Below are 21,036 nucleotides of genomic sequence, written 5' to 3'. Positions count from 1 at the left end.
GCCATGAGTTCACGCCCCTTCCTCGCCGCCCTCTTGCTCGTTCCCGCTCTCTCCCGGCCCGCTTTCGCCGAGCAGGCCGTGAGCGGCCAGGTCCTCGACCCGCAGGGCCGCCCGCTGCCGAATGTCTTCGTTCGCCAGGAGGGAGCCATCGTCGCCGGCTTTACCGACGCGAACGGCCGCTATAGCTTGACGCTCGCCCCGGATGGGCTGCAATTTCTCGTGTTCTCGGCCGAGGGCTATCAGCTCGACCGAAAGCCGGTGGCCGGCGCCCGCAAGTTCTTTCTGAAGCCGGTCGAGGCCTACCTCCCGCAGTACCGCCCCCTGCTCGCCACGCTGCCGGCCAAGCCGTCCTCGCGCCCACTCGACACCCAGATCCAGCTCGCGTACCAGACGGGCGCCTTTTCGAGCGCCTTTGCGGGCAACCGACTCTCGGGCACCCTGGACAACCAGCTTTCGCTCACGGGGCATGTCCGGCTCGATGCCTGGCTGCTTGGCGGTGCGTTCGAGCGCTTCAAGGCGGGGGTGGCCATGCCGGCGCTGCCTGCCGTGGATGCGGCAGGCCCGGCGCCCGAGGAGAGCACCTACCGCCTTCGCCTGGGCCAGGCGCTGGGCGGCGGGGGCTGGGAGGTCGCGCCGAGCCTGTCGTTCGTGAACAGCAGCGTGGCGGCGGCGAACTTGGCCCTTTCCGGCACGCCCTACGACTACGCCCACGATCGCCGGGGGCTCGGTCTCGAGCTGCCCTTCGCCTGGGAGCCGAGCGATCGCCTTGAGTTGCTGGGCTCTCTCGCCTACTACCCCGCCCTCTCCTTCAACGCCGCACGCGCCCCCTACGCGGTGGCGCTCACGCGCCTGTGGGAAGGGGCGATCGGGCTGGGCTACGCCGTCACGCCTGCGCTGCGCCTCGAAGGCCGCTACCGCCACCAGGCCTGGGGCGGGGATCTCACGATCGATCGCGACGACGTTTCGATCGGCGTGACCTACCGGCCCGAGCGGACCCAGCCATGAAGGGGCGGCATGGCGCGCGAGCACTCTGCTTCGCCCTTTCTTGGGCCTTGATGGCGCCGAGTGTCCAGGCGCAGGTCCTGACCCTCAAGGAGGCCGTGGCGATCGCCACCCGCACCCATCCCTCGATCGAGGCGGCGCGCCTCGGGGTCGACCAGGCGCAGGCGGCGGTACGCGAGGCCCGGACGGGCCTGCAGCCCACCCTGTCCCTGTCGGGGGGGCTCAACCGGACAGACGTGACCGGGGTGCCCCTGCGCACCGTCTCGCCCCAGAGCCCCTACGGCTTCCAGCTCCAGCTCAGCGCGGTGCAGCCGCTCTACGACGGAGCGCGTACCGCGTCGGCGGTGCGACTCGCGGACCTCGGCGCGCAGCTCGCCGAGGTCGAGCGGCGCGGGGCCCAGCGCAAGGTAGCCTACGACACGGCGCTCGCCTATATCGCGGTCCTTCAGGCCGAGAGTTTGCGGGACGCGGCGCGGATCAACGTCGAACAGGCCAAGGACCAGCTGTGCCTCGCGGATCTTCGCTCGCAGGGCCAGGTGGGCACGCGCTTCGAGGTGCTGCAGGCCCAGTCCTCGGTGGCGATCGCGCAGGAGGGCTTCCTCCGTGCGGTCAATCAATTGCGCCAGGCGCGCCAGACCCTCGAGAGCCAGCTCGGCCGGCCCGTGGCGGATCTGAGGGTCGAGCCCATGACCCAGCTCAAGCACCTGGCCTACGATCCCGAGCAGATCGCCCAGGCCCTCGACGGGCGCCCCGAGGTGGCGCAGGCGATCCTCGCGCGCGAGGGGCAAGTGGAGACGGCGCGCCAGCGCGCGCGCACCACGTGGCCCACCGTCAGTGCGGTGGGCGACGTGACGACCGCGCCCGGCGGCGGGACGCAGCAGACCATCGCAGCCTCGCTCGCCTGGAACTTCTTCGACAGCGGGCGCACGGCGACGCAGGTTCGCCAAGCCCAGTTCGGGGCCGAGCGGGCAGAGGCCTCGCTCGCCGCCACCCGCCGCACGGCGGCCCTCGAAATCCAGACCACCGCCCAGGCCCTGCAGTCGGCCCAGGAGCGCGTGGCCGTGACCCAGCAGGGCCTCCAGGCGGCGATCGAGGGTCTCAAGCTCGCCAAGGTGCGCTTCAACGCGGGGGTGGGCACGGGCCTCGAGGTGACGAGCGCCCTGTCGTCCTTGAGCCAAGCGCAGAGTTCGTACATCCAGGGATCCTACGAGGTCAAGACCACCCAGCTCAGGCTCGCCCAGGCCCTTGGCCTGGAGGTCGAGGAGCTGATCCCTTGAAGCGTCGAGGCGCCGAGCAATTTGCCGGCGCCTCGACGCTTTGCTTGTGGCCTCGCGCCCTATGGCCGGGGGGACCCGAGTTCCTCGTGCGCCTGGCTGAACTTGTTCCTGACGCTGTTGGTCTGGCTGCTGTTCGCCCCGGTGAAGATATAGGAGAAGCCGACTCCCATCGCAAGCCCCATCATCTTGATGGCCTTGCCGGCCTGGGTCTTGCCGCCGGCGACCAGCTCGAGGTCGAGGTCCGACAGCTCGTCCTCGCTCGTCTGGGCGGGGAGGGGGACGAGGATGGCGTTGGCCGGCACCTCGACGGGCATCAGCTTGACGAACGACGGGATCGAGATCCCGAGCACCCGCGAGGCGACGGCGTTGGGGTTGGCGATGAACTCGGCCTTGAGCGCCTCGTCCTGCATCAGGACCTTCACCAGCTCTTCTTGCATCTGTTCGAGCGTCTTTTCCTGCGACAAATCGATTCTCCTTGTGTGATGGCGCGTCAATGGAGCCATTGTCGGCTCGATTGCCACTTACTGCAAGTGAGTGCGGTGGCGCAGGGGGTGTGAGGTTCCTCACGGTGTCTTAGGTTTCAGCGATGCGAGGCCGTGGAATGACTCAGGAGCTTGCCTGCTCTTTTCGCCCTCGGGCGCCGCGCTCGCGGGGGAGGTGGGATGCGCCGCGCCATCGCCGGGTTCCTAATGCTGATGTTCGTCGGAGGCTGCCAGCCGGGTGTATTCCCGGCGGGCGATGCGCCGCGATCGTCCACCGAGAGCCGGTCCACGGCGAGCGTCGCGATCCGGGTCGCTTTCCCCGAGCGCGCACCCCAGGCCCTTGTCTCCAACACACAGTCGGTCAAGATCGTCCTGCGCGATGCGCTAAGCAACGACGTGACGCGCACGGTGAACACCGGCACCGCCACCACGGTCACCTTCGAGGGCCTCCCCTCGGGTGGGGGATACGCGCTGTACGCCGCGGCCTATTCGGACCTGAACGCGACCGGGACCATGCTCAGCTGGGGCAAGCTGCCCGTCACCCTCGCCTCGGGCCGCAACCAGCTCAACCTGAGCCTTTCGGTGGTCGTGAGCGCGGGCGCCGCTGCCGCGGACATCATCACGGGGCCTGCGGGCAACGGCGCGGTGCAACTGGGGGCCCAGAGGGTCTTCACGACCATGGCGGACTTCCAGGCGCCGACGGCGACGTCGAGCAACATCGAGGTCTACGACCCCAGTCAGAACACCTACGTGTCCAAGTTCGGGACCCTGGGCAACCTGAATGGCCAGTTTGGATCCCACATCCAGATGATTGCGATCGACTCGCGGGACCGTATCTGGGTCTCCGACGACAACAATCAACGGATCGTGCAGTTCGACAAGGACGGCAATTTCCTGCGCGGAATCGGCAGCGACCAGGTGTGGGTGGCACCGGCGGCTGCTCCTGTTCCAGCGACGGGATCCACCAATTACGGCCTTAACGGGCCGTCGGGACTGACGGTGGATGCCCAGGACAACGTCTACGTGTCGGATACGAATAACCGCCGCATCTTGAAGTACGACTCCAGCGGCAACTTCCTGATGGGCATCGGCTACAACACGCCGTGGTTCGCACCCAGCGCCGCCCCTGCGGTCGCGGCACTGGCGAATGCCATCGGGCACATGCAGCCGTACGGGCTCGACCTGGATCGCTCGGGCAACATCTACGTGGGCGGGATGGGCCAGCACCGCCTCCACATCTTCAGCCCCAGCGGGGTGTTCTTGCGCGGCATCGGGCAGGGGACCACCTGGACGAGCGCTGCCGGCTTGCCTGCCACCACCGCGAGCGGTAATGGTGCGAGTCAGTTCACGAACGCCTGGCATGTCCGGGTGGATGAGAACGGCACGATGTACGCGACTGACTTCAATGAGCGGGTCCAGGTCTTCAACCCGAGCGGCGCTTATGTGCGCACCTTCTCCACCGCCAGCCCCGACAAGCCCGACCAGCGAACCGCTGGCTATCTCGAGCTCGGTCCCGACGGCAACATCTACGTGGCCGCTTACGGTTCGACGCCTGGCCCGAATTTCTACCAGGTTTTCAATCGCGATGGCATCCTGCTTTCGCGCTTCGGCGTGTTCGGCACGGGGGACGGTCAGTTGCAGAATCCCGAGGGCATCGCCTGGGCCTCGGACGGCAACTTCTTCACGATCGATCGGGACGGCAGCCGCGTGCAGCGCTGGCGCGGCGCCAACCCCAAGGACCCCGCCGGCGCGCTCAGGCTGAGGGGGCATCGGCAGCCGGATAATCCGTCGTATGCCGCCTCGGGCGCGTACCTGACTCCCGCCGTGGATGCGGGTTCGACGATCGACTGGGGATCCGTCTACTGGGACATCACGACCCTGCCCGTGGGCACCTCTGCGACGATCGAAGCGGGATGCTCCAGTGACGGCATCACCTGGACCTGGAGCCTGGTGACGGGTTCGCCCGGCGCCGGCCGTACGCTGGCGAACCTGGTCGGGGTCTCCGGTCGATTTTTCAAGCTGCGTGTGACCCTGGGCACGAGCAATGCAGCGCTGTCACCGGTGATTCAGGAACTGGGAGTGATGTACTGATGCGCCACGCATGGTTGCTGCTTCCACTCGCACTGGCGGCTTGCGCCCCCGCGGTCCGGCCCCTCGCCGGGCCACCCGCTCAGGCCGAAGCCGCGCAGGCCTCGTCCGCGCTCTGGGGGCGGATCACTTCGGGCTATTCGGCTCAGGCGACGGCCGCCGAGTTGACGGCTTACGCCACGGTGACCCTGCTCGACGCGAGCAACACGGTGGTGGCTACGGGCCTCACGGACGCCTCGGGGGCCTTCGGCCTCAATCCCTTCGTGAGCTGGACGCCCACCACCAACGCGGTCTACGCCCTGGACGCGCTCAAGAGCTTCGACAAGACCAACGACCGTGCGGCCTTGCGCTTCAGGACCCTGGTCAGCTGGGATGGCAGCAAGTGGCGATCGCTCTCTGGCAGCACCATCGCGCAGGGCGGCGGATCGGGGGTGCTCCTGAACGCCCAGACCACGGCCCTTGCCGCGATCAAGGACCTGCGAGCGGTGGCGGGGACCACCTTGCTGGACGCCCTGAACCCTTCGACCGGTGTTTTCACGCCTGCCGGCGGGGTTACGGATGCCGAGCTGGTAACGGTGACGGGGCTGGTGAACCAGGCGATCGCTTCCAACCTCGATCCCGTCAAGTGGTTGACCTATACCGGCGGGACGTATCGCCTCGCGATGGCGCCCCAGACCGGTCGCATCATCTTCGACCTGGAGGATGCGCTCGTGCAGGGGCCGGCGGGAGCCACGGCGGTCCGGGGCGTGGATGGCGGCCGCGCCTATGCGATCGCCGACGAGATTGCGCTCTACGACGGCCAGATCGGCGCACGTGGGGTCGCCAACGGCCTCTTCGGCGTGACGACGGGGATCGCCGTCTCCCCCGAAGGCATCATCTACGCGGGCGATCGCGGCAACAACCGCATCCAGCTGCTCTCGCTCGACGGGACCTTCCTGCGGACCCTCACGACCGTGGGATCCGGGGTGGGGGCCTTCTCGAACCCTCACAGCGTGGACCTGGACCGCAACGGCGACCTGCTGGTGAGCGACTACGTCAACTACCGGGTCTTGAAGATCGACTCGGCTGGCAACCTGCGCTTCGGCATCGGCAACGGGAGCAGCGGCTGGACCGCCAGCCAGAGCGTCACGACGGGCAGCGGCCACAATCTTCTGAACTCGGCGCACTACGCCAAGTTCGATCCCGCCGGAAACATCTGGATCGCGGACACGCTCAACAACCGTGTCCTCAAGTACGATTCAAACGGCGGCTTCCAGATGGGCATCGGCAACGGCACGGTCTGGACCACCTCGGCCGGCAACCAGAGCGCCTCGTCCTCGGTGGATCGTGGTTTCGACAGCCCCATCAGCGTGGGGATCGCCCCCAACCAGGACGTCTACGTCGCGGACCGCAAGAACAACCGCGTCCAGCGCCTGTCGAGCGGCGGCGCCTTCCTCGGCAAGTGGGGCACCACGGGCTCGGGGCCGGGCCAGTTCAACAATCCCGAGGACATCCTCGTCGATCAGGCCGGAAACGTCTGGGTCAGCGAGTACGCCGGCCACCGGATCCAGAAGTTCACGCGCACGGGGACCTACCTGGGCCAGTTCGGCACCAACGGGAGCGCAGACGGCCAGTTCAAGACCGCCCGCGGCATGGCCTGGGGCCCGGACGGCGCCCTCTACGTGGCGGACGAGAACAACTACCGCTTCCAGCGCCTGATCCCCGCCAATGCGCCGATGCAGTTCGTGCCGGGTGGCAACTTCAACGCCGCGAAGGGGAGCATCTCCTTCTGGTTCAAGCCGAACTGGGGAATCGATTCGGCCACGACCCGCTACTTCTTCGAGATCAGTCAGCCCAACTGCCGCTTGGTGGTGACCTACGGCAACCCCACGACGGGCATCGCCGATCAGCTGTACTTCTACGTCTCGGACAACACCGCGAGCGAGGCCCAGACCAGGCGGGTGGGCATCAACAAGGCGGAGCTCTCGCAGGTCCTGCGCAAGGGAAAGTGGCATCACGTGGCCGCCACGTGGGACGCTGCCAACGGGCAGGTTCGCTTCTTCCTGCAGGGCAGGGAGTACGGCAGCTTCCAGACGGGTAACCCCGCGAGCTTCGCGTTCGGGGCGCCGGGGACCATGATGGTCGGGGCGGCGATCAGCGGCACGACCCTTCAGTGCAACTCGGTCATCGACCAGTTCCGGATCCGGGACGTGGTGCTGAGCCCCGAGGAGATCGCCCGAGAGGCGAGCGGCTTGGTCCAGGAGTGAGCGCCATGAACAGTGTTCGCCTGATTCTGAGCCTCGTCCTCTCGGCCCTGCTGGTGCTCGCGTGCCGGCCGGCTCCGACGACGCCCGCGATCGCGCCGGCGGTTTCCGAGGCCCCGCTCTTGCACGGCGAGATCCTGCTGCCGGAGGGATACGCCACCCAGGCGACGTCGGGCCAGGTGCGGGCCAACGCCACCGTGACCCTCATCGACCCCGCGACCTTCCAGGCCAAGGGCACGGGCATCACCGCCCCGGACGGCACCTTCACCGTCCAGGCCCTCGGGACCTTCACCCCGACCCTCGGGTCGCCGTACCTGCTCGAATCCACCAAGACGCTGGGCGGGACGTCGAATTCCACCTTCCGGCTGCGGACCCTGGTGCAGTTCGACGCGAGCGGCTGGACCTCGATCTCGGGGGCCAGCGTCCAGCTTTCGGCCACGACCACGGCCGTCTCGATCCTTTGGGACCACCTCGGCCTGGCGACGTCGGCGGTCATCGGCAAGGTGAGCCGGGATGCGACCACCGGTGGCCACGTCGCGAGCGATCTTTCCGCCAGCATCGGCGCCGCCAGGGTCCGCGAGGTCGAGGCCCTCGTCGGTCAGGCCCTGCTCTTGAACCTGGACCCGGTGCAGACCGTCAGGCCAGGGCCTGCCGATTCCTTCATCCTCGCGATGGGGGACGCCGGCCGCAACCTGCTCAGGAACGCGGGGTTCGAGGAGGGGAGCGCGCTTCCCACCCACTGGCGGACGAACAACACCGTGAATGCCAGCTACTCGGTGGAGACGGCGTCCCCCTACGAGGGGCGTCAGAGCTTGCGCATCAACCGGACCGGCGCGGGTGATTCGTGGCTGGGCCAGGGCTACGACAGCTCGAACGGCCGCGCTCCGATCACGCTCGTCGCGGGACGGACCTACACCTACTCGGTCTATGCCCGGGGGGCCGTCGGCGGGGAGGCGCTGGCCCTCGCCTTCAACTACCAGTCCCCGTTCTCCGAGCAGAGCAGCTCGAACTTCTCGCTGACCACGGCCTGGCAGCGCTATTCCTGGACCTTCACCGCCGGCTATTCGACCTCGCAGGCGATTTTCCTGATCCGCCACAGCACCGTCGGCTCGACCTTCTACTTGGACGCGATCCAGCTGGAGGAGGGGAGCAATGTCACCGGCTACCAGCCTCAGGGGCGCCTGCTCGTCGACGGCATCGCCAACGTCTACGAGGGCGCGGGGGTCACGGCGGCCCCGGGGCGCACCGGCAACGGCATCGTGCTGGAGAGCGGGGTCAACATCGCTTCCAACTCGCTCTCGCCGCTCCAGAACACCAGCTTCGAGGTGGACAGCAACGCGGACGGCGTTCCGGACGGCCTGACTCAGACCGGGGCCGGGGCGGTCTGCGCCCTGGATTCGGCGAACGCGCTGTTCGGCCAGTACAGCCTCAAGATGGACCGCTCTGGCGGATCCACCGCGCACATCGTCAACTATCCTTCCTATTACCCCTTCAAGGCCGGCAAGTATTACACCGCGTCCATCTGGGTCAAGGGCCAGAACATCTCCGGCGCCCCCGACAACGCCAACTTCGGCCTCTACCTCGACCAGCGGACCCCGAGTGCGGGCTACGGGGGGACCTCGCGGATGGCGGCTCCCACCGGAACCTTCGAATGGACGCGGCTGAGCGTCTCTTTCATGTGGACGGCGAACTGCGACCACCTGGATGTCTATCCCATTTTCCGGAACAAGACGGGTATTGCCTGGTGGGACGGTCTCCAGGTCGAGGAGGGGACGGTCCTGACCCCCTACGGCGGGGACGGCACGGGCCTGGACCGGCTGAGCGTCGATGCCCGCTCGTTCAATCCCTCGCAGGGTGCGGTGACGTTCTGGTATCGGCCCGCCTATGAGTGGAGCGATGATCGGGGCAACGGCTATCTTGCCGGCATGACGAACTCGGCCGATGACGCGATTTTGCTCCTGCGAAAGAACCGTGCCTCATCCGGCCGGCCGGCCCTGGGCCTCGCGGTCCATGACGGGACGAACTGGCGCTGGATCGACTGGGTACCGGCGACGGATGCCTGGGCAGCGGATACCTGGCATCACATCGCAATGACCTGGGGCCCTCGCAATTCTGAGCTGTTCGTCGACGGCGAACGCGTCGGAGTGAGCGATTACGGCGGGCCGCTCTACTTCGCGCGACAGATCCGGTTGCTGTACTTCTCCGGGCTGTGCAACAACGTGGGCTACTGCTCGAGCGGTACCCTGGACGGTCTCAAGGTATGGGACCTCCAGCGGGATCAGGCCGCCATTCGCCGCGATGCCCTCGGCGTAGCAGCTCTGTAGTGCCACTGCCCCGATGCTGTTGGGCCTGCATCGGCCTGTGATGCAGGTGGTTATTCGCTTACCTGCTTGTGGAATATAACAATCAGCCAGGCTTTTTGCCCCCCGCTCCAAGGAGGAACGGGCAAGCGAGGGTTAGGTGTGAAGAAAATCTCCCTCGTACTCGTTGCGTGCCTATGTGCCTGCCAGCCGGGCATTCGTCCTACGGTGGACCCGTCTCGCCCCGCACAGGCCATCCAGGAAGGCTCGTCCCTGTGGGGACGGGTCACGTCGGGTTACGAAGCCCAGGCGACGGCTGCCGAGCTCGTGGCCTACGCGACGGTGACCCTGCTCGATGCGAGCAACACGGTGGTGGCCACCGGCCTGACGGACGCCTCGGGGGCCTTCGGCCTCAACCCCTTCGTGAGCTGGACGCCCACGACCAATGCCGTCTACGTGCTCGATGCGCTCAAGACTTTCGACAAGACCAACGATCGTGCGGCACTTCGCTTCCGCACCCTGGTCTGCTGGGACGGCAGCAAGTGGCGATCGCTCTCGGGCAGCACGACTTCGCAGGGCGGCGGGGCAGGGGTGATCCTGAACGCCCAGACCACGGCGCTTGCCGCCATCAAGGACCTGCGAGCGGTGGCGGGGACGAGCCTGCTGGATGCCCTGAACCCTTCGACCGGTGTTTTCACCCCCGCGGGCGGGGTGACGGCCACCGAGCTGGCGACGGTGACGGGCCTGGTGAGCCAGGCGCTCGCCTCCAACCTGGACCCGGTCAAGTGGCTGACCTACACCGCCTCGGATACGACTTATCGCTTGCAATTGCAAAGCGGGCAGGGGCGGCAGCTCTTCGATCTCGAGGATGCCCTCTCGGCGTCCGGCACCGGCAGCACGCTCGTCGCCGGCCGCGACGGGGGGACGGCGATCGCCTTTTCGAACGCGCTCGCCCTCTTCGACGGCCAAATCGGCGGAAAGGGAACGGCCCCGGGGCTGATGGACTCTCCGATCGTCGTCACCGTCGATCGAGGGGGGACCGTCTGGGTGGCGGAGTGGAAGAACCATCGCATCCAGAAGTTCGCCGCTGACGGCCGCTTCATCTCGACCTTCGGGAGCTTCGGCACGGGGGCGGGCCAGTTCGATTCGCCGCACGGCATCAGCCTCGATCCGGACGGGAATTTCCTGACCACCGAGCTCACCAATCATCGCCTGCAGAAGTTCGACGCCAATGGCAACTTCCTCTTCGGGATCGGCCAGGGCAGCCGCTGGACCGTCGCGCCGGGGAGCGTGGCCTCGGGCAGCCTCAATTCGGAATTCTGGAATCCCAGCAACGGCACGATCGCCCCCGACGGGACCCTCTGGGTCTCCGATTACCTGAACTACCGTGTCCTTCGCTTCAGCGCCGACGGGACGGCCTTGATGCAGACGCTCGGCTCGGGTCTCGGCACGGGCCCGGGCCAGTTCAAGGGCCCCACGGGGCTCGCCTTCGCCCCGAACGGCGACGTCTACGTCTGCGATCGCGCGAACAACCGGATCCAGCGCTTTTCCTCGGCTGGATCCTACCTCGCGACGATCGGGGCCGGCGTTCTGACCGCACCCGACGACCTGAAGTTCGACAACGCCGGCAACATGTGGGTCTCCGAGTTCTCGACCGTGGCCACGGCGTCGCGGATCGTGAAGTTCGACTCCAGCGGGGCTCTGCTCGGCGCCTACGGGGGCTTGGGCTACGGCAACGGTCAGTTCCGGCAGCCGCGCGGCCTCTCCTTCGGACCGGACGGCAAGATGTGGGTGGTGGATTACCAGAATCACCGCGTCCAGCGCCTGATCCCCGCCAACGCGCCGGCGGTGTTCCCCGCCAAGGGGCGCTTCAACGCGACGCGAGGCACGATCTCCTTCTGGTTCAAGCCGAACTGGAACGGCGACGACGGAATCGACCATTGCCTGGTGCGCGTCCAGGGCGGCACCGAGTGCAACTTCGGCCTGCACAAGTTCGGCAATCGCTTGTACTTCTACGTCACCGCGGGGGTGGGCGACGAGACCAAGACCCGGCGCATCGGGTTCGAGCTCCCCGATACCGCCGCCCTGATCAAGGCGGGCCGCTGGCACCACCTCGCCGCGACCTGGGACGGCCCCACCAGCGACGTACGCCTGTTCCTCGACGGCCGGGCCGCCGGAGGCCTCTCGAACGACAACCCGGGGGCGACGCTCAACTTCGGACCGGGAGCCACCCTCACCGTCGGGGCGGACACGAATCTGAACACCCCGGCCGATTCGGTCTTCGATCGGTTCCAGATCCGCGATGCGGCGCTGAGCCCCGAGGCGATCGCCCGCGCGGCGCGCGGCCTCGTGCAGGAGTAGGGCGATGCGGAAGCTACGGCTTGCTTTGAGCCTCGTGATTGTCGCCTTGCTTGCGATCGGGTGCCGCCCCACGCCGCTGGCCGTCTCGACGGCCGTTGCCCCGGCGTCTCAACCGGTCCTGACCGGGCAGGTCCTGTTGCCCGAGGGGTACGGCATCCAGGCGACAGCGGGCCAGGTGCGGGCCAACGCCACGGTGACCCTGATCGATCCCTCGACCTTCCAGGCCAAGGGCACGGGCATCACCGCCCCGGACGGCACCTTCACCGTCCAGGCGCTGGGGACCTTTACCCCGACCATCGGGTCGCTCTACCTGCTGGAGTCGAGCAAGACGCTGGGCGGGACGTCGAACTCCGCCTTCCGGCTGCGGACCCTGGTTCAGTTCAATGCGGGCGGCTGGACCTCGGTCTCGGGGACCGCCATCCAGCTCTCGGCCACGACCACGGCCGTCGCCATCCTGTGGGACCACCTGAGCCTCGGGGCCGCGGACGTGATCGGCAAGGTGAGCAAGGATGCGGTCACCGGGGTTCACCAGCAGGCGGGCCTCACGGCGAGCGTGCCCGAGCTCCTGGTCCGGTCGGTCGAGTCCCTCGTCTCCCAGGCGCTCCTGTTGAACCTCGATCCGGTGCAGATCGTCCGTCCCGGCCCGGACGGGGCGTATCGCCTCTCTTTCGCGGATCAGAGCCGCAACATGCTCGCGAACGCCGGGTTCGAGGAGGGGGGCGCAAACCCCGCCCCCTGGCGTCTGAATGCCGCCGCGGGAGTGGCGACGTACTCCTTCGAGACGCTGAGTCCTCACGAGGGGCGCCAGGCCATGCGCTTTTCCGCCACGGCCGCGGGTGACTCGTGGTTCGGCCAGGGCTACAACGGTGCCGACCATCGCTGGCCGCTCAAGCTCGAGGCGGGACGTGCATACACCTACTCGGTGTATGCACGGGGCGCCGCGGGGGGCGAGAAGCTCGCCCTCGCCTTCAACTACCAGGATCCGTTCCTGGAGGTGCGCAGCGACGCCTTCACCCTCACCACCGCCTGGCAGCGCTATTCCTGGACCTTCACCCCGGCGTACTCGACCCCCAAGGCGATCGCCCTCATCCGATTCGGGACGGGAATCGGTCAGACCGTCGGCGCCACGTGCTACGCGGATGCGGCCCAGCTCGAAGAAGGCGCTCCCACCGATTTTCGCCCCCAGGGGAGCCTGGTCCTCGAGGGCTTCGCCAACGCCCGTGAGAGCGTCGGCGTGACCCCCGTGGAGGGGCGCAGCGGCACGGCCGTCTTCATCGACCGCACCGTCAACCAGCTCGCCAACTCCAGCTTCGAGCGGGATTCGGACGCCGACGGCATCCCGGACGGGATGAGCCGGACCGCGGCGAGCATCGCCACCTACTCGCTCGACGTGGATGCCCTGTTCCACGGGCGATCGCTGAAGATCGACAAGACCACGAGCGGAACCGCGGAGTACGTCAAGTTCAATCACGCCTACACCTACGAGGCGGGAAAGACCTACACCTTCTCGGTCTGGGTCAAGGGCAAGAACGTCAGCGGCTCGCAGAGCTCCACCGACTTCGGCCTCTACGTGGATCCCTACCTCCCCGATGCCTCGCTCTCCGGCGTGGACGTGCGGCACGTGGCCGCCCCCGTCGGGACCTTCGACTGGACGCAGATCTCGCTGACCCACACCTTCCTCAACACCTGTACCGCCGCCGCGCTGAGCCCCATCTTCCGGAACAAGACGGGCACGGTCTGGTTCGACGGCTTCCAGGTGGAGCAGGGCCCCAAGGCCACGCCCTACGGAGGCGAGCCCGGTCACGATCGCCTGACCTTCGACGCCTATCGCTACGTCAACAAGCGCCAGGGAGCGATCGCGTTCTGGTATCAGCCGACCTACGCCTGGAACGAGGGCGATTTCAAGCTGCTCTCGATCGACGGGACGAACAGCCCGAAGTGGCCGGTGCTGTACCTGGCCAAGCTCGGCGAGACCCTCACCCTGCGGACCCATGGCGGCCCGGGCTTCGATTGGGACGCCCCCACGACCTGGACGCCCGCTTCGCAGCCCTGGAAGCCTGGCGAGTGGCACCACCTCGCGATCACGTGGGGGCCGCAGGGCAAGGATCTGTACTTCGACGGCGAGAAGGTGGCGACGGGAGCCTTTTCGGGGAGCATCAACGGGGCGTCGCCCCTCAACCTGCTGAGCTTCGCCTGCAACGAGTTCCTGAGCGTCAACGTCTTTTCGGTGGTGAACCCACAGGGGGCGCTGGATGGCCTGAAGGTCTGGGACGCGCAGCGATCGTCCGTCGACATCCGCCGCACCTACCTGGGGATCGCGCCATGAAACGTAAGGCCGTGAACGTCATCACCCTCGGGCTCTGGTCGCTGTTGCCCCTGGTGCTCGCGATCGGGGGCTGCATCGTCGATCGCCCCTTGGCCGCCACGGGGGATGCCGCTCAGGCCGTGAGGGCGGCTCAAGGGAGCGCGCAGGTGATCATCCGGGTCGCGCTGCCGCAGCGCACCCAGGCGATCCTGAGCAACACCCAGTCGGTGAAGGTCCTGCTGCGCAACGCCGGGGTGCCGGACCAGACGGCGACGGTAAACACCGGCGGGGCCACGACGGTCACGTTCACAGGCTTGCCCTCGGGGGGCGGCTACGCCCTTTATGCGGCGGGATACGCAGGCCTCAACGGCACCGGGACCATGCTGAGCTGGGGCAAGCTGCCCGTCACCCTCGCCTCCGGCGCCAACCAGCTCAACCTCAGCCTCTCGGTGGTGGTGGCGGCAGGGAGCGGCGCGGCTGATCTGGTGAGCGGTCCAGCCGGCAACGACGCCCAGTTGCTCGGCGCGCGCTCCGCCTTCACCTCCATGGCGGATTTCGAGAAGTACGGAGCCACCACGAGCAACATCGAGGTGTTCCAGTCGAACCAGTTTGCCTACCTCTCGTCGTTCGGGGCGACGGGCAGCCTGAACGGTGAGTTCAATAACCCCGACAAGGCGGCGGTCGACGCCATGGGCAACATCTACGTGGCGGACCGCGGCAACCATCGCATCCAGAAGTTCGATTCCAACTTCAATTTCGTGCGCGCGTGGGGGCAGGGAGAGGCGTGGGGACCCGCGAGCACCCCGCCGCCGGTGGCGACGGGCAGCCTCAATGGCTGGTTCAGCGATCCGCTCGGCACCATGGTGGACCGCGACGGCTACGTCTGGGTCGCGGACGTCGCCAATCACCGCGTGCTGCGCTTCGATTCCAACGGGAACTTCGTCATGGGCCTCGGTAACGGCACGGCGTGGTTCACGGGGACCGCAGCCCCCGCTCCGGCCACGGGATCCGTCAACGGCGCCTTCTCTTCGCCGCATGGGCTCGCGCAGGATCCCCAGGGCAACATCTGGGTGGGGGATGCCATCAACTATCGGCTCCAGAAGTTCAATCCGAGCGGCCAGTTTCTTCAGGGGGTCGGCAACGGCACGACGTGGTTCGTGGGGACCGCTGCCCCGAATCCGGTCGCGAGCACCGGGCCACGTTACTTCAAGCGCTCCTACACCCTCTCGATCGATGCGGAGGGGTTCCTGTACGCCGTCGATCATCAGAACAACCGGATCCAGAAGCTGAAGCCCGACGGAACGTACGTGACCGAGTGGTCCACCGGCGCCAACGCCTATACCATCCAGGTCGCTCCCTGGGGGCGCGTGCTCGCGGGGGCCCCCTACTCGGGGGCGAGCAACACCATCGGCGTGTTTTCCCCTAGCGGCGAGCGTCTCAGCCAGTTCGGAAGCTACGGGTCCGGGCCGGGCCAGTTCCGAGACATGCGCCAGATAGGCTTCATGCCGGACGGGGCCCTGCTCATCGCCGACTACTTCAACGGGCGCATTCAGCGCTTCCAGGGCGTCAACCCCCGCGATGCCAGCGGCGCGCTGCGCCTGACGGGGCATCGCCAGCCGGACACCCCGGTCTACTCGGTCTCGGGCAGCTACGTGACGCCCGCACTAGACGCGGGAGGCGCCGTCACGTGGGGTTCGGCGTACTGGGACGTCGCGAGCCTGCCGGCATCGACCCAAGTAGCGGTCGAGACGGCGACCTCGAGCGACGCGCTGACCTGGGGCGGCTGGAACCTGGTGACGGGGACCTCGGCCCAGGGCAAGAACGTGGCCAACCTCCCAGGAGTCTCGGGGCGTTACCTCAGGCTTCGCCTGACGCTGACCACGGCCGATCCCGCGGTCACCCCCGAAGTCCAGGAAGTCGGGGTGCTCTACTGAAAAGGGGGCGGTCAAACGACCGCCCCCCGCTTCTGTTTTAGACCGCCTCGAGCATCAGGCCCGGCTCGATGCTCTGCATGAGGTTCTCGATCCCCATCAGGGTGCCCGAGATGGAGCTGGGACAGCTGCCGCAGGCGCCCTGGTAGTGGACCCTGAGGATGTTGCCCGCGAGCTCCACCACCTCCAGGCCACCGCCGTCCATGGCGAGCGCCGGGCGCACCTTGGTGTCCAGCAGCTCGTTGATGCGCGAAAGGCGCGCCTCGTCCCCGTCGGCGACGATGGCCTGGCGCGAGGCGCTCGCCGTGCCGCCGGGCGATCGCTCCGAGCCCGCCGCCCGGATGGGCACCGCCAGCTCGCGCATCAGCTCCGACCAGGAGGCCTTGCCGTCCTGCGTCACCGTCAGCCACTTGTCCTGGTAGAAGACGTTGGTGACGTGAGGAATGGCGAAGAGCTGCGAGGCCAAGGGATCGTTCGAGGCGGCGTCCGCGCTGTCGAAGGATCGGCCGAAGCCGGTGGTCAGCGCCTCCTTGAGCACGAACTTGATGGCGTTCGGGTTGGGGGTGGGCTCGATTTCGGCGATCTTGGGCATGGGGCTATCCTTTACGGGTGAGCGGGGTCAGCGTTGCCTTCGGTCGAGACGAGCTCGGCGTTCTCGAAGGCCGCATGAAGGGTGTGCCAGGGCAGGACGGCGCACTTGACCCGCGAGGGCAAGGTGGCGATCCCCGAGAAGACGGTCAGCCGCCCCAGGTGGTGGCCCGGGGTCTCGGAGGTGATCTTGCCGGTGGCCAGGTCGCGGAACTCCTGGATCAGGCCCTCGGCCTCCGTCACGGTCTTGCCCTTGACGTTGGTCGTCATCATCGAGGCCGAGGCCTTGCAGATGGCGCACGCGTCGCCGGTGAAGGCGATCTTCTCGATGCGCTCGCCCTCGACGTCGAGGGTGAGCGTGATGTGGTCCCCGCACACCGGGTTGTGTCCCTCGGCCTTGCGGTTGGGGTTCTCCACCGCGCCGAAGTTGCGGGGCTTCTTGTTGTGCTCCAGGATCACTTCCTGGTAGAGCTGCTTCTGGTCGGCCATTACCCGAAAATCCTCTGTACGGTCTTGATGCCCTCGATCAGGGCGTCGACTTCCGCTTTGGTGTTGTAGAAGGCGAAGGAGGCGCGGGTCGTCGCGGGCACCCCCATCCGGATCATCACCGGCTGGGCACAGTGGTGGCCGGCGCGAACGGCGATCCCCTCGGAGTCGAGGATGGTCCCCACGTCGTGGGGGTGGACCCCCTCGATCACAAAGGAGATGACCGCCGCCTTGTCCTTGGCCGTGCCGACGATCCGCACGCCGGGAAGCTCCGCGAGGCGCGCGGCGGCATAGGTCAAGAGCGCGTGCTCGTGCGAGGCGATCCGGTCCATGCCGAGCCCCTCGAGGTAGTCGATGGCGGCGCCCAGGCCGATCATGGGGGCGATGGAAGGGGTCCCCGCCTCGAACTTGAAGGGGATCTCGTTGTAGGTGGTCTTCTCGAAGGTGACGCTGAGGATCATGTCCCCGCCGCCCATGAAGGGCTGCATCTTCTCGAGCAGTGCGGCCTTGCCGTAGAGGATGCCGCTGCCGGTGGGGCCGCACATCTTGTGGCCCGAGAAGACGTAGAAGTCCGCGTCCAGGTCCTGGACGTCCACCTTCATGTGGGGGACCGCCTGGGCGCCGTCGACCAGCACCACGGCGCCCGCCGCGTGGGCCATGGCGACCATCTCCTTGACCGGGTTGATGGTGCCCAGCGCGTTCGAGACGTGGGTCAGCGCGACCAGCCTGGTCTTGGGGGTCAGCAGCTCCCGGTAGTCGTCGATGAGCAGTTCGCCGGCGTCGTTCATGGGGATGACCTTGAGGACGCACCCCTTCTCCTGGCAGAGCATCTGCCAGGGCACGATGTTGGCGTGGTGCTCCATGGCCGAGACCAGGATCTCGTCGCCCTCCTTGATGAAGAGGCGGCCGAACCCGTGCATGACCAGGTTGACGCCCTCGGTCGCGCCGCGCACGAAGACGATCTCGCGCTCCTCCTTGGCGTTGATGAAGCGCTGGACCTTGAGGCGAACCGCCTCGTACTCGGCGGAGGCTTGCTCGCTGAGGGTGTGGACGCCCCGGTGGACGTTGGCGTGCTCGTTCGAGTGGTAGCGGTTCAGCCGGTCGATCACGCTTCGGGGCATCTGGCTGGAGGCCCCGTTGTCGAGATAGACGAGGGGCTTGCCGTTGACCTCACGCGCCAGGATCGGGAAGTCGGCGCGCACCTTGGCGACGTCGAAGGTCGAATCCTGAAGCTCGCGGGCGGTCGTGGTCGTCATGGGCTCACCTATCGCTCTGAGTGGCCAGGAGCTGCTCCTGCACGAGGGTGCGCAGCAGCTCCTTGATCGAGGGGACGGGGATGTGATCGAAGACCTCGGCGGCGAACGCGTACACCAGGAGGCTCCGGGCGTCCGCCTCGCCGAGGCCGCGGCTCTGGAGGTAGAAGACCTCCTCGGGGTCGAGCTGGCCGACGGTGGCGCCGTGGGCGCACTTCACGTCATCGGCGAAGATCTCGAGCTGGGGCTTGGCGTCGACGCGGGCCCTGGGCGAGAGCAGCAAGTTCCGGCTCGACTGCGCCGAGTTGGTCTGCTGGGCGTCCTTGCGGACCAGGATCTTGCCGTTGAAGACCGCGCGGGCCGAGCCCGCCACGATGCACTTGTGGACCTGGTTGCTCGTGCCGTGAGGCCTGGCGTGGTCCAGGGTGCTGTGGGTGTCGCCGAGCTGCTCGCCCGAGAGCAGCATGAGGCCGTGCATGCGCACGTCGGTGCCCTCGTCGGTCTGGACGGCCTTCGGCTCGTAACGCGAGAAGGCGCCTCCCAGGCTGAAGGCGTGCGCGTCGTAGACCGCGTCGCGCGAAAGGGTCGCCACGCTGCGGCCCAGGTGATGGGTCTGCCTGTTCTCCCGCTGGAGCCGGACGTGTTTGAGGCGCGCGCCGGCGGCCACCGAGAACGCGATCGCCGCGTTGGTGAAGGCGGGGCCGTCGCCCAGGGCGACGTAGTCCTCGATGAGGGTCGCCTCGCTCATGGTCTCGAGGGTCACCCGCACGCGGGGCGAGGCCATCACGGGCTCGGCCTGCGGCACGGTCACGAACAGGAGGTGGATGGGCGAGGGCGCAAGCTGCGCGCGGGGAATCGTGATCGCGGTCGAGGCGGTGGCGAACATGGCGTTCAGGGCGTCGAAGGCGTCGTCTTCGGTCGCTTCCCAGCTTTCGGAGGCGAACGCGATGGTGTGGCCGAGCGCGCTCACGTCCGAGAGGTGCGGCGCGTGCAGGCCGTTGACGAAGACCATGCGGCTCGCCTGGGCCTCGCTCAGGATGAAGGGCGCGATGTCCTCGAGCGTGACGTCGGGGGCCTGGGCGGCCGGGGCGAAGGTCGTGGCCTTGAGGGCTGCGAGGCTGGTGAAGCGCCACTCCTCGTCCTTGGGGGAAGGCAGGGTGAGGGCCGAGAGGCGCTCGGAAAGCTCGGGCTTCTGGGCGATGAGGCCCGTCAGGAAGGCGTCCTGGACGCGCCCTGGCTTTTCTGCGCTCTGGGCAGCGGTGGTCGGCATGGGGCTACACCGTCGCCTTCTGCTCGTCGCGCACCCAGTCGTAGCCGCGGCTCTCGAGCTCGAGGGCGAGCTCCTTGCCGCCGGTCTTGATGACCTTGCCGTCGGCGAAGACGTGGACGAAGTCGGGCTCCACGTAGTTGAGCAGGCGCTGGTAGTGGGTGACCATCAGGACGGCGTTGTTCGCGTTGGAGAGCTGGTTGATGCCGCCCGAGACGATGCGCAGCGCGTCGATGTCGAGGCCCGAGTCCGTCTCGTCGAGGATGGCGAGGGTGGGCTCGAGCACCGCCATCTGGAGGATCTCGTTGCGCTTCTTCTCGCCGCCCGAGAAGCCCTCGTTGACGGAGCGATCGAGGAATCCGGGGTCCATCTCGACGACCTTGATCTTCTCGCGGATGAAGTCGTCGAACTCGAGCGGGTCCAGCTCGTCGTGGCCCCGGGCCTCGGCCACCGTGTTGTAGGCCAGGCGCAGGAACGAGGCGTTGGAAACCCCCGGGATCTCGACCGGGTACTGGAACGACAGGAACAGGCCCGCCTTGGCACGCTCGTCGGCAGGCAGCTCGAGCAAGTTCTTGCCCTGGAAGAGGACCGTCCCGCCGGTGATCTCGTAGTCGGGGTGGCCCGCGAGGACCTTGGAGAGGGTGCTCTTGCCCGAGCCGTTGGGGCCCATGATCGCATGGACCTCGCCCGCGCGGATCGTCAGGTTGACGCCCTTGAGGATCTCGACCCCGGCCACGTTGGCCGTCAGGTCACGGACTTCGAGAATGACGTTGCTGTTGGGGACGATCATCCGACGCTACCTTCCAATTTGAGGCCCAGCAGCTTGGTCGCCTCGACGGCGAACTCCATGGGCAGCTGGGTGAACACATCCTTGCAGAAGCCATTGATGATCATCGAGATGGCCTCCTCCGAGCCGATGCCGCGCTGGGCGAAGTAGAAGAGCTGCTCCTCGCCGATCTTGGAGGTCGAGGCCTCGTGCTCCACCCTGCCCGTCTGGTTCTGGACGTCGATGTAGGGGAAGGTGTTGGCCTGGCTCTCGGACCCGATCAGCATCGAGTCGCACTGCGAGTAGTTGCGGGCCCCCGTGGCGCCGGGGGCGATCTTGACCAGCCCGCGGTAGCTGTTGCTGGACTTGCCGGCCGAGATGCCCTTGGAGATGATCGTGCTGCGGGTGTTCTTGCCGAGGTGGATCATCTTGGTGCCGGTGTCGGCCTGCTGCATGTGGTTGGTGAGCGCCACCGAGTAGAACTCGCCCACCGAGTTGTCCCCAGCGAGGATGCAGCTCGGGTACTTCCACGTGATCGCCGATCCGGTCTCGACCTGCGTCCAGGTGATCTTCGCGTTCGTCATCGCCTTGCCGCGCTTGGTGACGAAGTTGTAGATACCGCCCTTGCCGTTCTTGTCGCCGGGGTACCAGTTCTGAATCGTCGAGTACTTGATCGTCGCGTCGTCG

At 67.4% G+C, this 21,036-nt stretch carries 15 protein-coding genes; 8 read left to right on the top strand and 7 right to left on the bottom strand.

Features of this window, described 5'->3' with window-relative positions:
* Positions 1-3: 3 nt before the first annotated feature.
* Both V6D00_01010 and V6D00_01005 read left to right on the top strand, forming a co-directional pair.
* Complete coding sequence (locus tag V6D00_01010) at positions 4-1,005, top strand: carboxypeptidase regulatory-like domain-containing protein (protein ID HEY9897734.1); 1,002 nt, start codon at positions 4-6, stop codon at positions 1,003-1,005.
* A gap of 50 nt (positions 1,006-1,055) precedes the next feature.
* Positions 1,056-2,279 carry a TolC family protein gene (locus V6D00_01005; protein ID HEY9897733.1) on the top strand — a complete coding sequence of 408 codons (1,224 nt, stop codon included), beginning with the start codon at positions 1,056-1,058 and terminating at the stop codon, positions 2,277-2,279.
* A 59-nt stretch (positions 2,280-2,338) separates the two neighbouring features.
* Here V6D00_01005 and V6D00_01000 read toward each other — a convergent pair whose 3' ends face one another.
* Positions 2,339-2,743 carry a hypothetical protein gene (locus tag V6D00_01000; GenBank protein ID HEY9897732.1) on the bottom strand — a complete coding sequence of 135 codons (405 nt, stop codon included), beginning with the start codon at positions 2,741-2,743 and terminating at the stop codon, positions 2,339-2,341.
* Positions 2,744-2,941: 198 nt separating this feature from the next.
* Here V6D00_01000 and V6D00_00995 point away from each other — a divergent pair, with 198 nt between their 5' ends.
* From V6D00_00995 to V6D00_00970, 6 genes are all read left to right on the top strand, one after another.
* Entirely contained in the window at positions 2,942-4,852 is a 1,911-nt protein-coding gene (locus tag V6D00_00995) for an NHL repeat-containing protein (GenBank protein HEY9897731.1), read from the top strand.
* The gene (locus V6D00_00990) at positions 4,852-7,095 is read left to right on the top strand and encodes a LamG-like jellyroll fold domain-containing protein (GenBank protein ID HEY9897730.1); all 2,244 of its coding nucleotides are present in this window, start codon (positions 4,852-4,854) and stop codon (positions 7,093-7,095) included. The genes V6D00_00995 and V6D00_00990 overlap by 1 nt, the downstream gene beginning before the upstream one ends.
* A 5-nt stretch (positions 7,096-7,100) precedes the next feature.
* Positions 7,101-9,416 carry a carbohydrate binding domain-containing protein gene (locus V6D00_00985; GenBank protein HEY9897729.1) on the top strand — a complete coding sequence of 772 codons (2,316 nt, stop codon included), beginning with the start codon at positions 7,101-7,103 and terminating at the stop codon, positions 9,414-9,416.
* A 204-nt stretch (positions 9,417-9,620) separates the two neighbouring features.
* On the top strand, positions 9,621-11,753 hold the full coding sequence (locus tag V6D00_00980; protein HEY9897728.1) for a LamG-like jellyroll fold domain-containing protein: 2,133 nt from the start codon (positions 9,621-9,623) through the stop codon (positions 11,751-11,753).
* A gap of 4 nt (positions 11,754-11,757) precedes the next feature.
* On the top strand, positions 11,758-14,079 hold the full coding sequence (locus V6D00_00975) for a LamG-like jellyroll fold domain-containing protein (protein HEY9897727.1): 2,322 nt from the start codon (positions 11,758-11,760) through the stop codon (positions 14,077-14,079).
* The gene (locus V6D00_00970) at positions 14,076-15,992 is read left to right on the top strand and encodes a hypothetical protein (GenBank protein HEY9897726.1); all 1,917 of its coding nucleotides are present in this window, start codon (positions 14,076-14,078) and stop codon (positions 15,990-15,992) included. The genes V6D00_00975 and V6D00_00970 overlap by 4 nt, the downstream gene beginning before the upstream one ends.
* A gap of 37 nt (positions 15,993-16,029) precedes the next feature.
* Here the strand turns inward: V6D00_00970 and V6D00_00965 are convergent, their stop codons facing one another.
* From V6D00_00965 to V6D00_00940, 6 genes are all read right to left on the bottom strand, one after another.
* A complete protein-coding gene (locus V6D00_00965) occupies positions 16,030-16,581 on the bottom strand; it encodes a NifU family protein (protein HEY9897725.1) in 552 nt (183 codons plus the stop codon).
* An 11-nt stretch (positions 16,582-16,592) separates the two neighbouring features.
* On the bottom strand, positions 16,593-17,066 hold the full coding sequence (locus tag V6D00_00960) for an SUF system NifU family Fe-S cluster assembly protein (GenBank protein ID HEY9897724.1): 474 nt from the start codon (positions 17,064-17,066) through the stop codon (positions 16,593-16,595).
* Complete coding sequence (locus V6D00_00955; protein HEY9897723.1) at positions 17,066-18,319, bottom strand: cysteine desulfurase; 1,254 nt, start codon at positions 18,317-18,319, stop codon at positions 17,066-17,068. Before V6D00_00955 ends, V6D00_00960 begins: the two co-directional genes overlap by 1 nt.
* A 4-nt stretch (positions 18,320-18,323) precedes the next feature.
* Positions 18,324-19,586: a Fe-S cluster assembly protein SufD gene (sufD, locus tag V6D00_00950; GenBank protein ID HEY9897722.1), complete on the bottom strand. Its 1,263-nt coding sequence runs from the start codon at positions 19,584-19,586 to the stop codon at positions 18,324-18,326.
* 4 nt (positions 19,587-19,590) lie between these two features.
* Positions 19,591-20,373 (bottom strand): Fe-S cluster assembly ATPase SufC, encoded by a 783-nt coding sequence (gene sufC / locus V6D00_00945; protein HEY9897721.1) that lies wholly within the window; start codon positions 20,371-20,373, stop codon positions 19,591-19,593.
* Positions 20,370-21,036, bottom strand: a 667-nt coding sequence (locus V6D00_00940) for a SufD family Fe-S cluster assembly protein (protein ID HEY9897720.1), incomplete at its 5' end; no start/stop codon positions are given. The genes V6D00_00940 and sufC, both read right to left, overlap by 4 nt.

The sequence above is a fragment of the Pantanalinema sp. genome, assembly GCA_036704125.1.
Taxonomy (GTDB): Bacteria; Cyanobacteriota; Sericytochromatia; order S15B-MN24; family UBA4093; genus JAGIBK01.
Note: the sequence above shows the minus strand (reverse complement) of the source record. Positions and strands in the feature narration are given on the sequence as shown.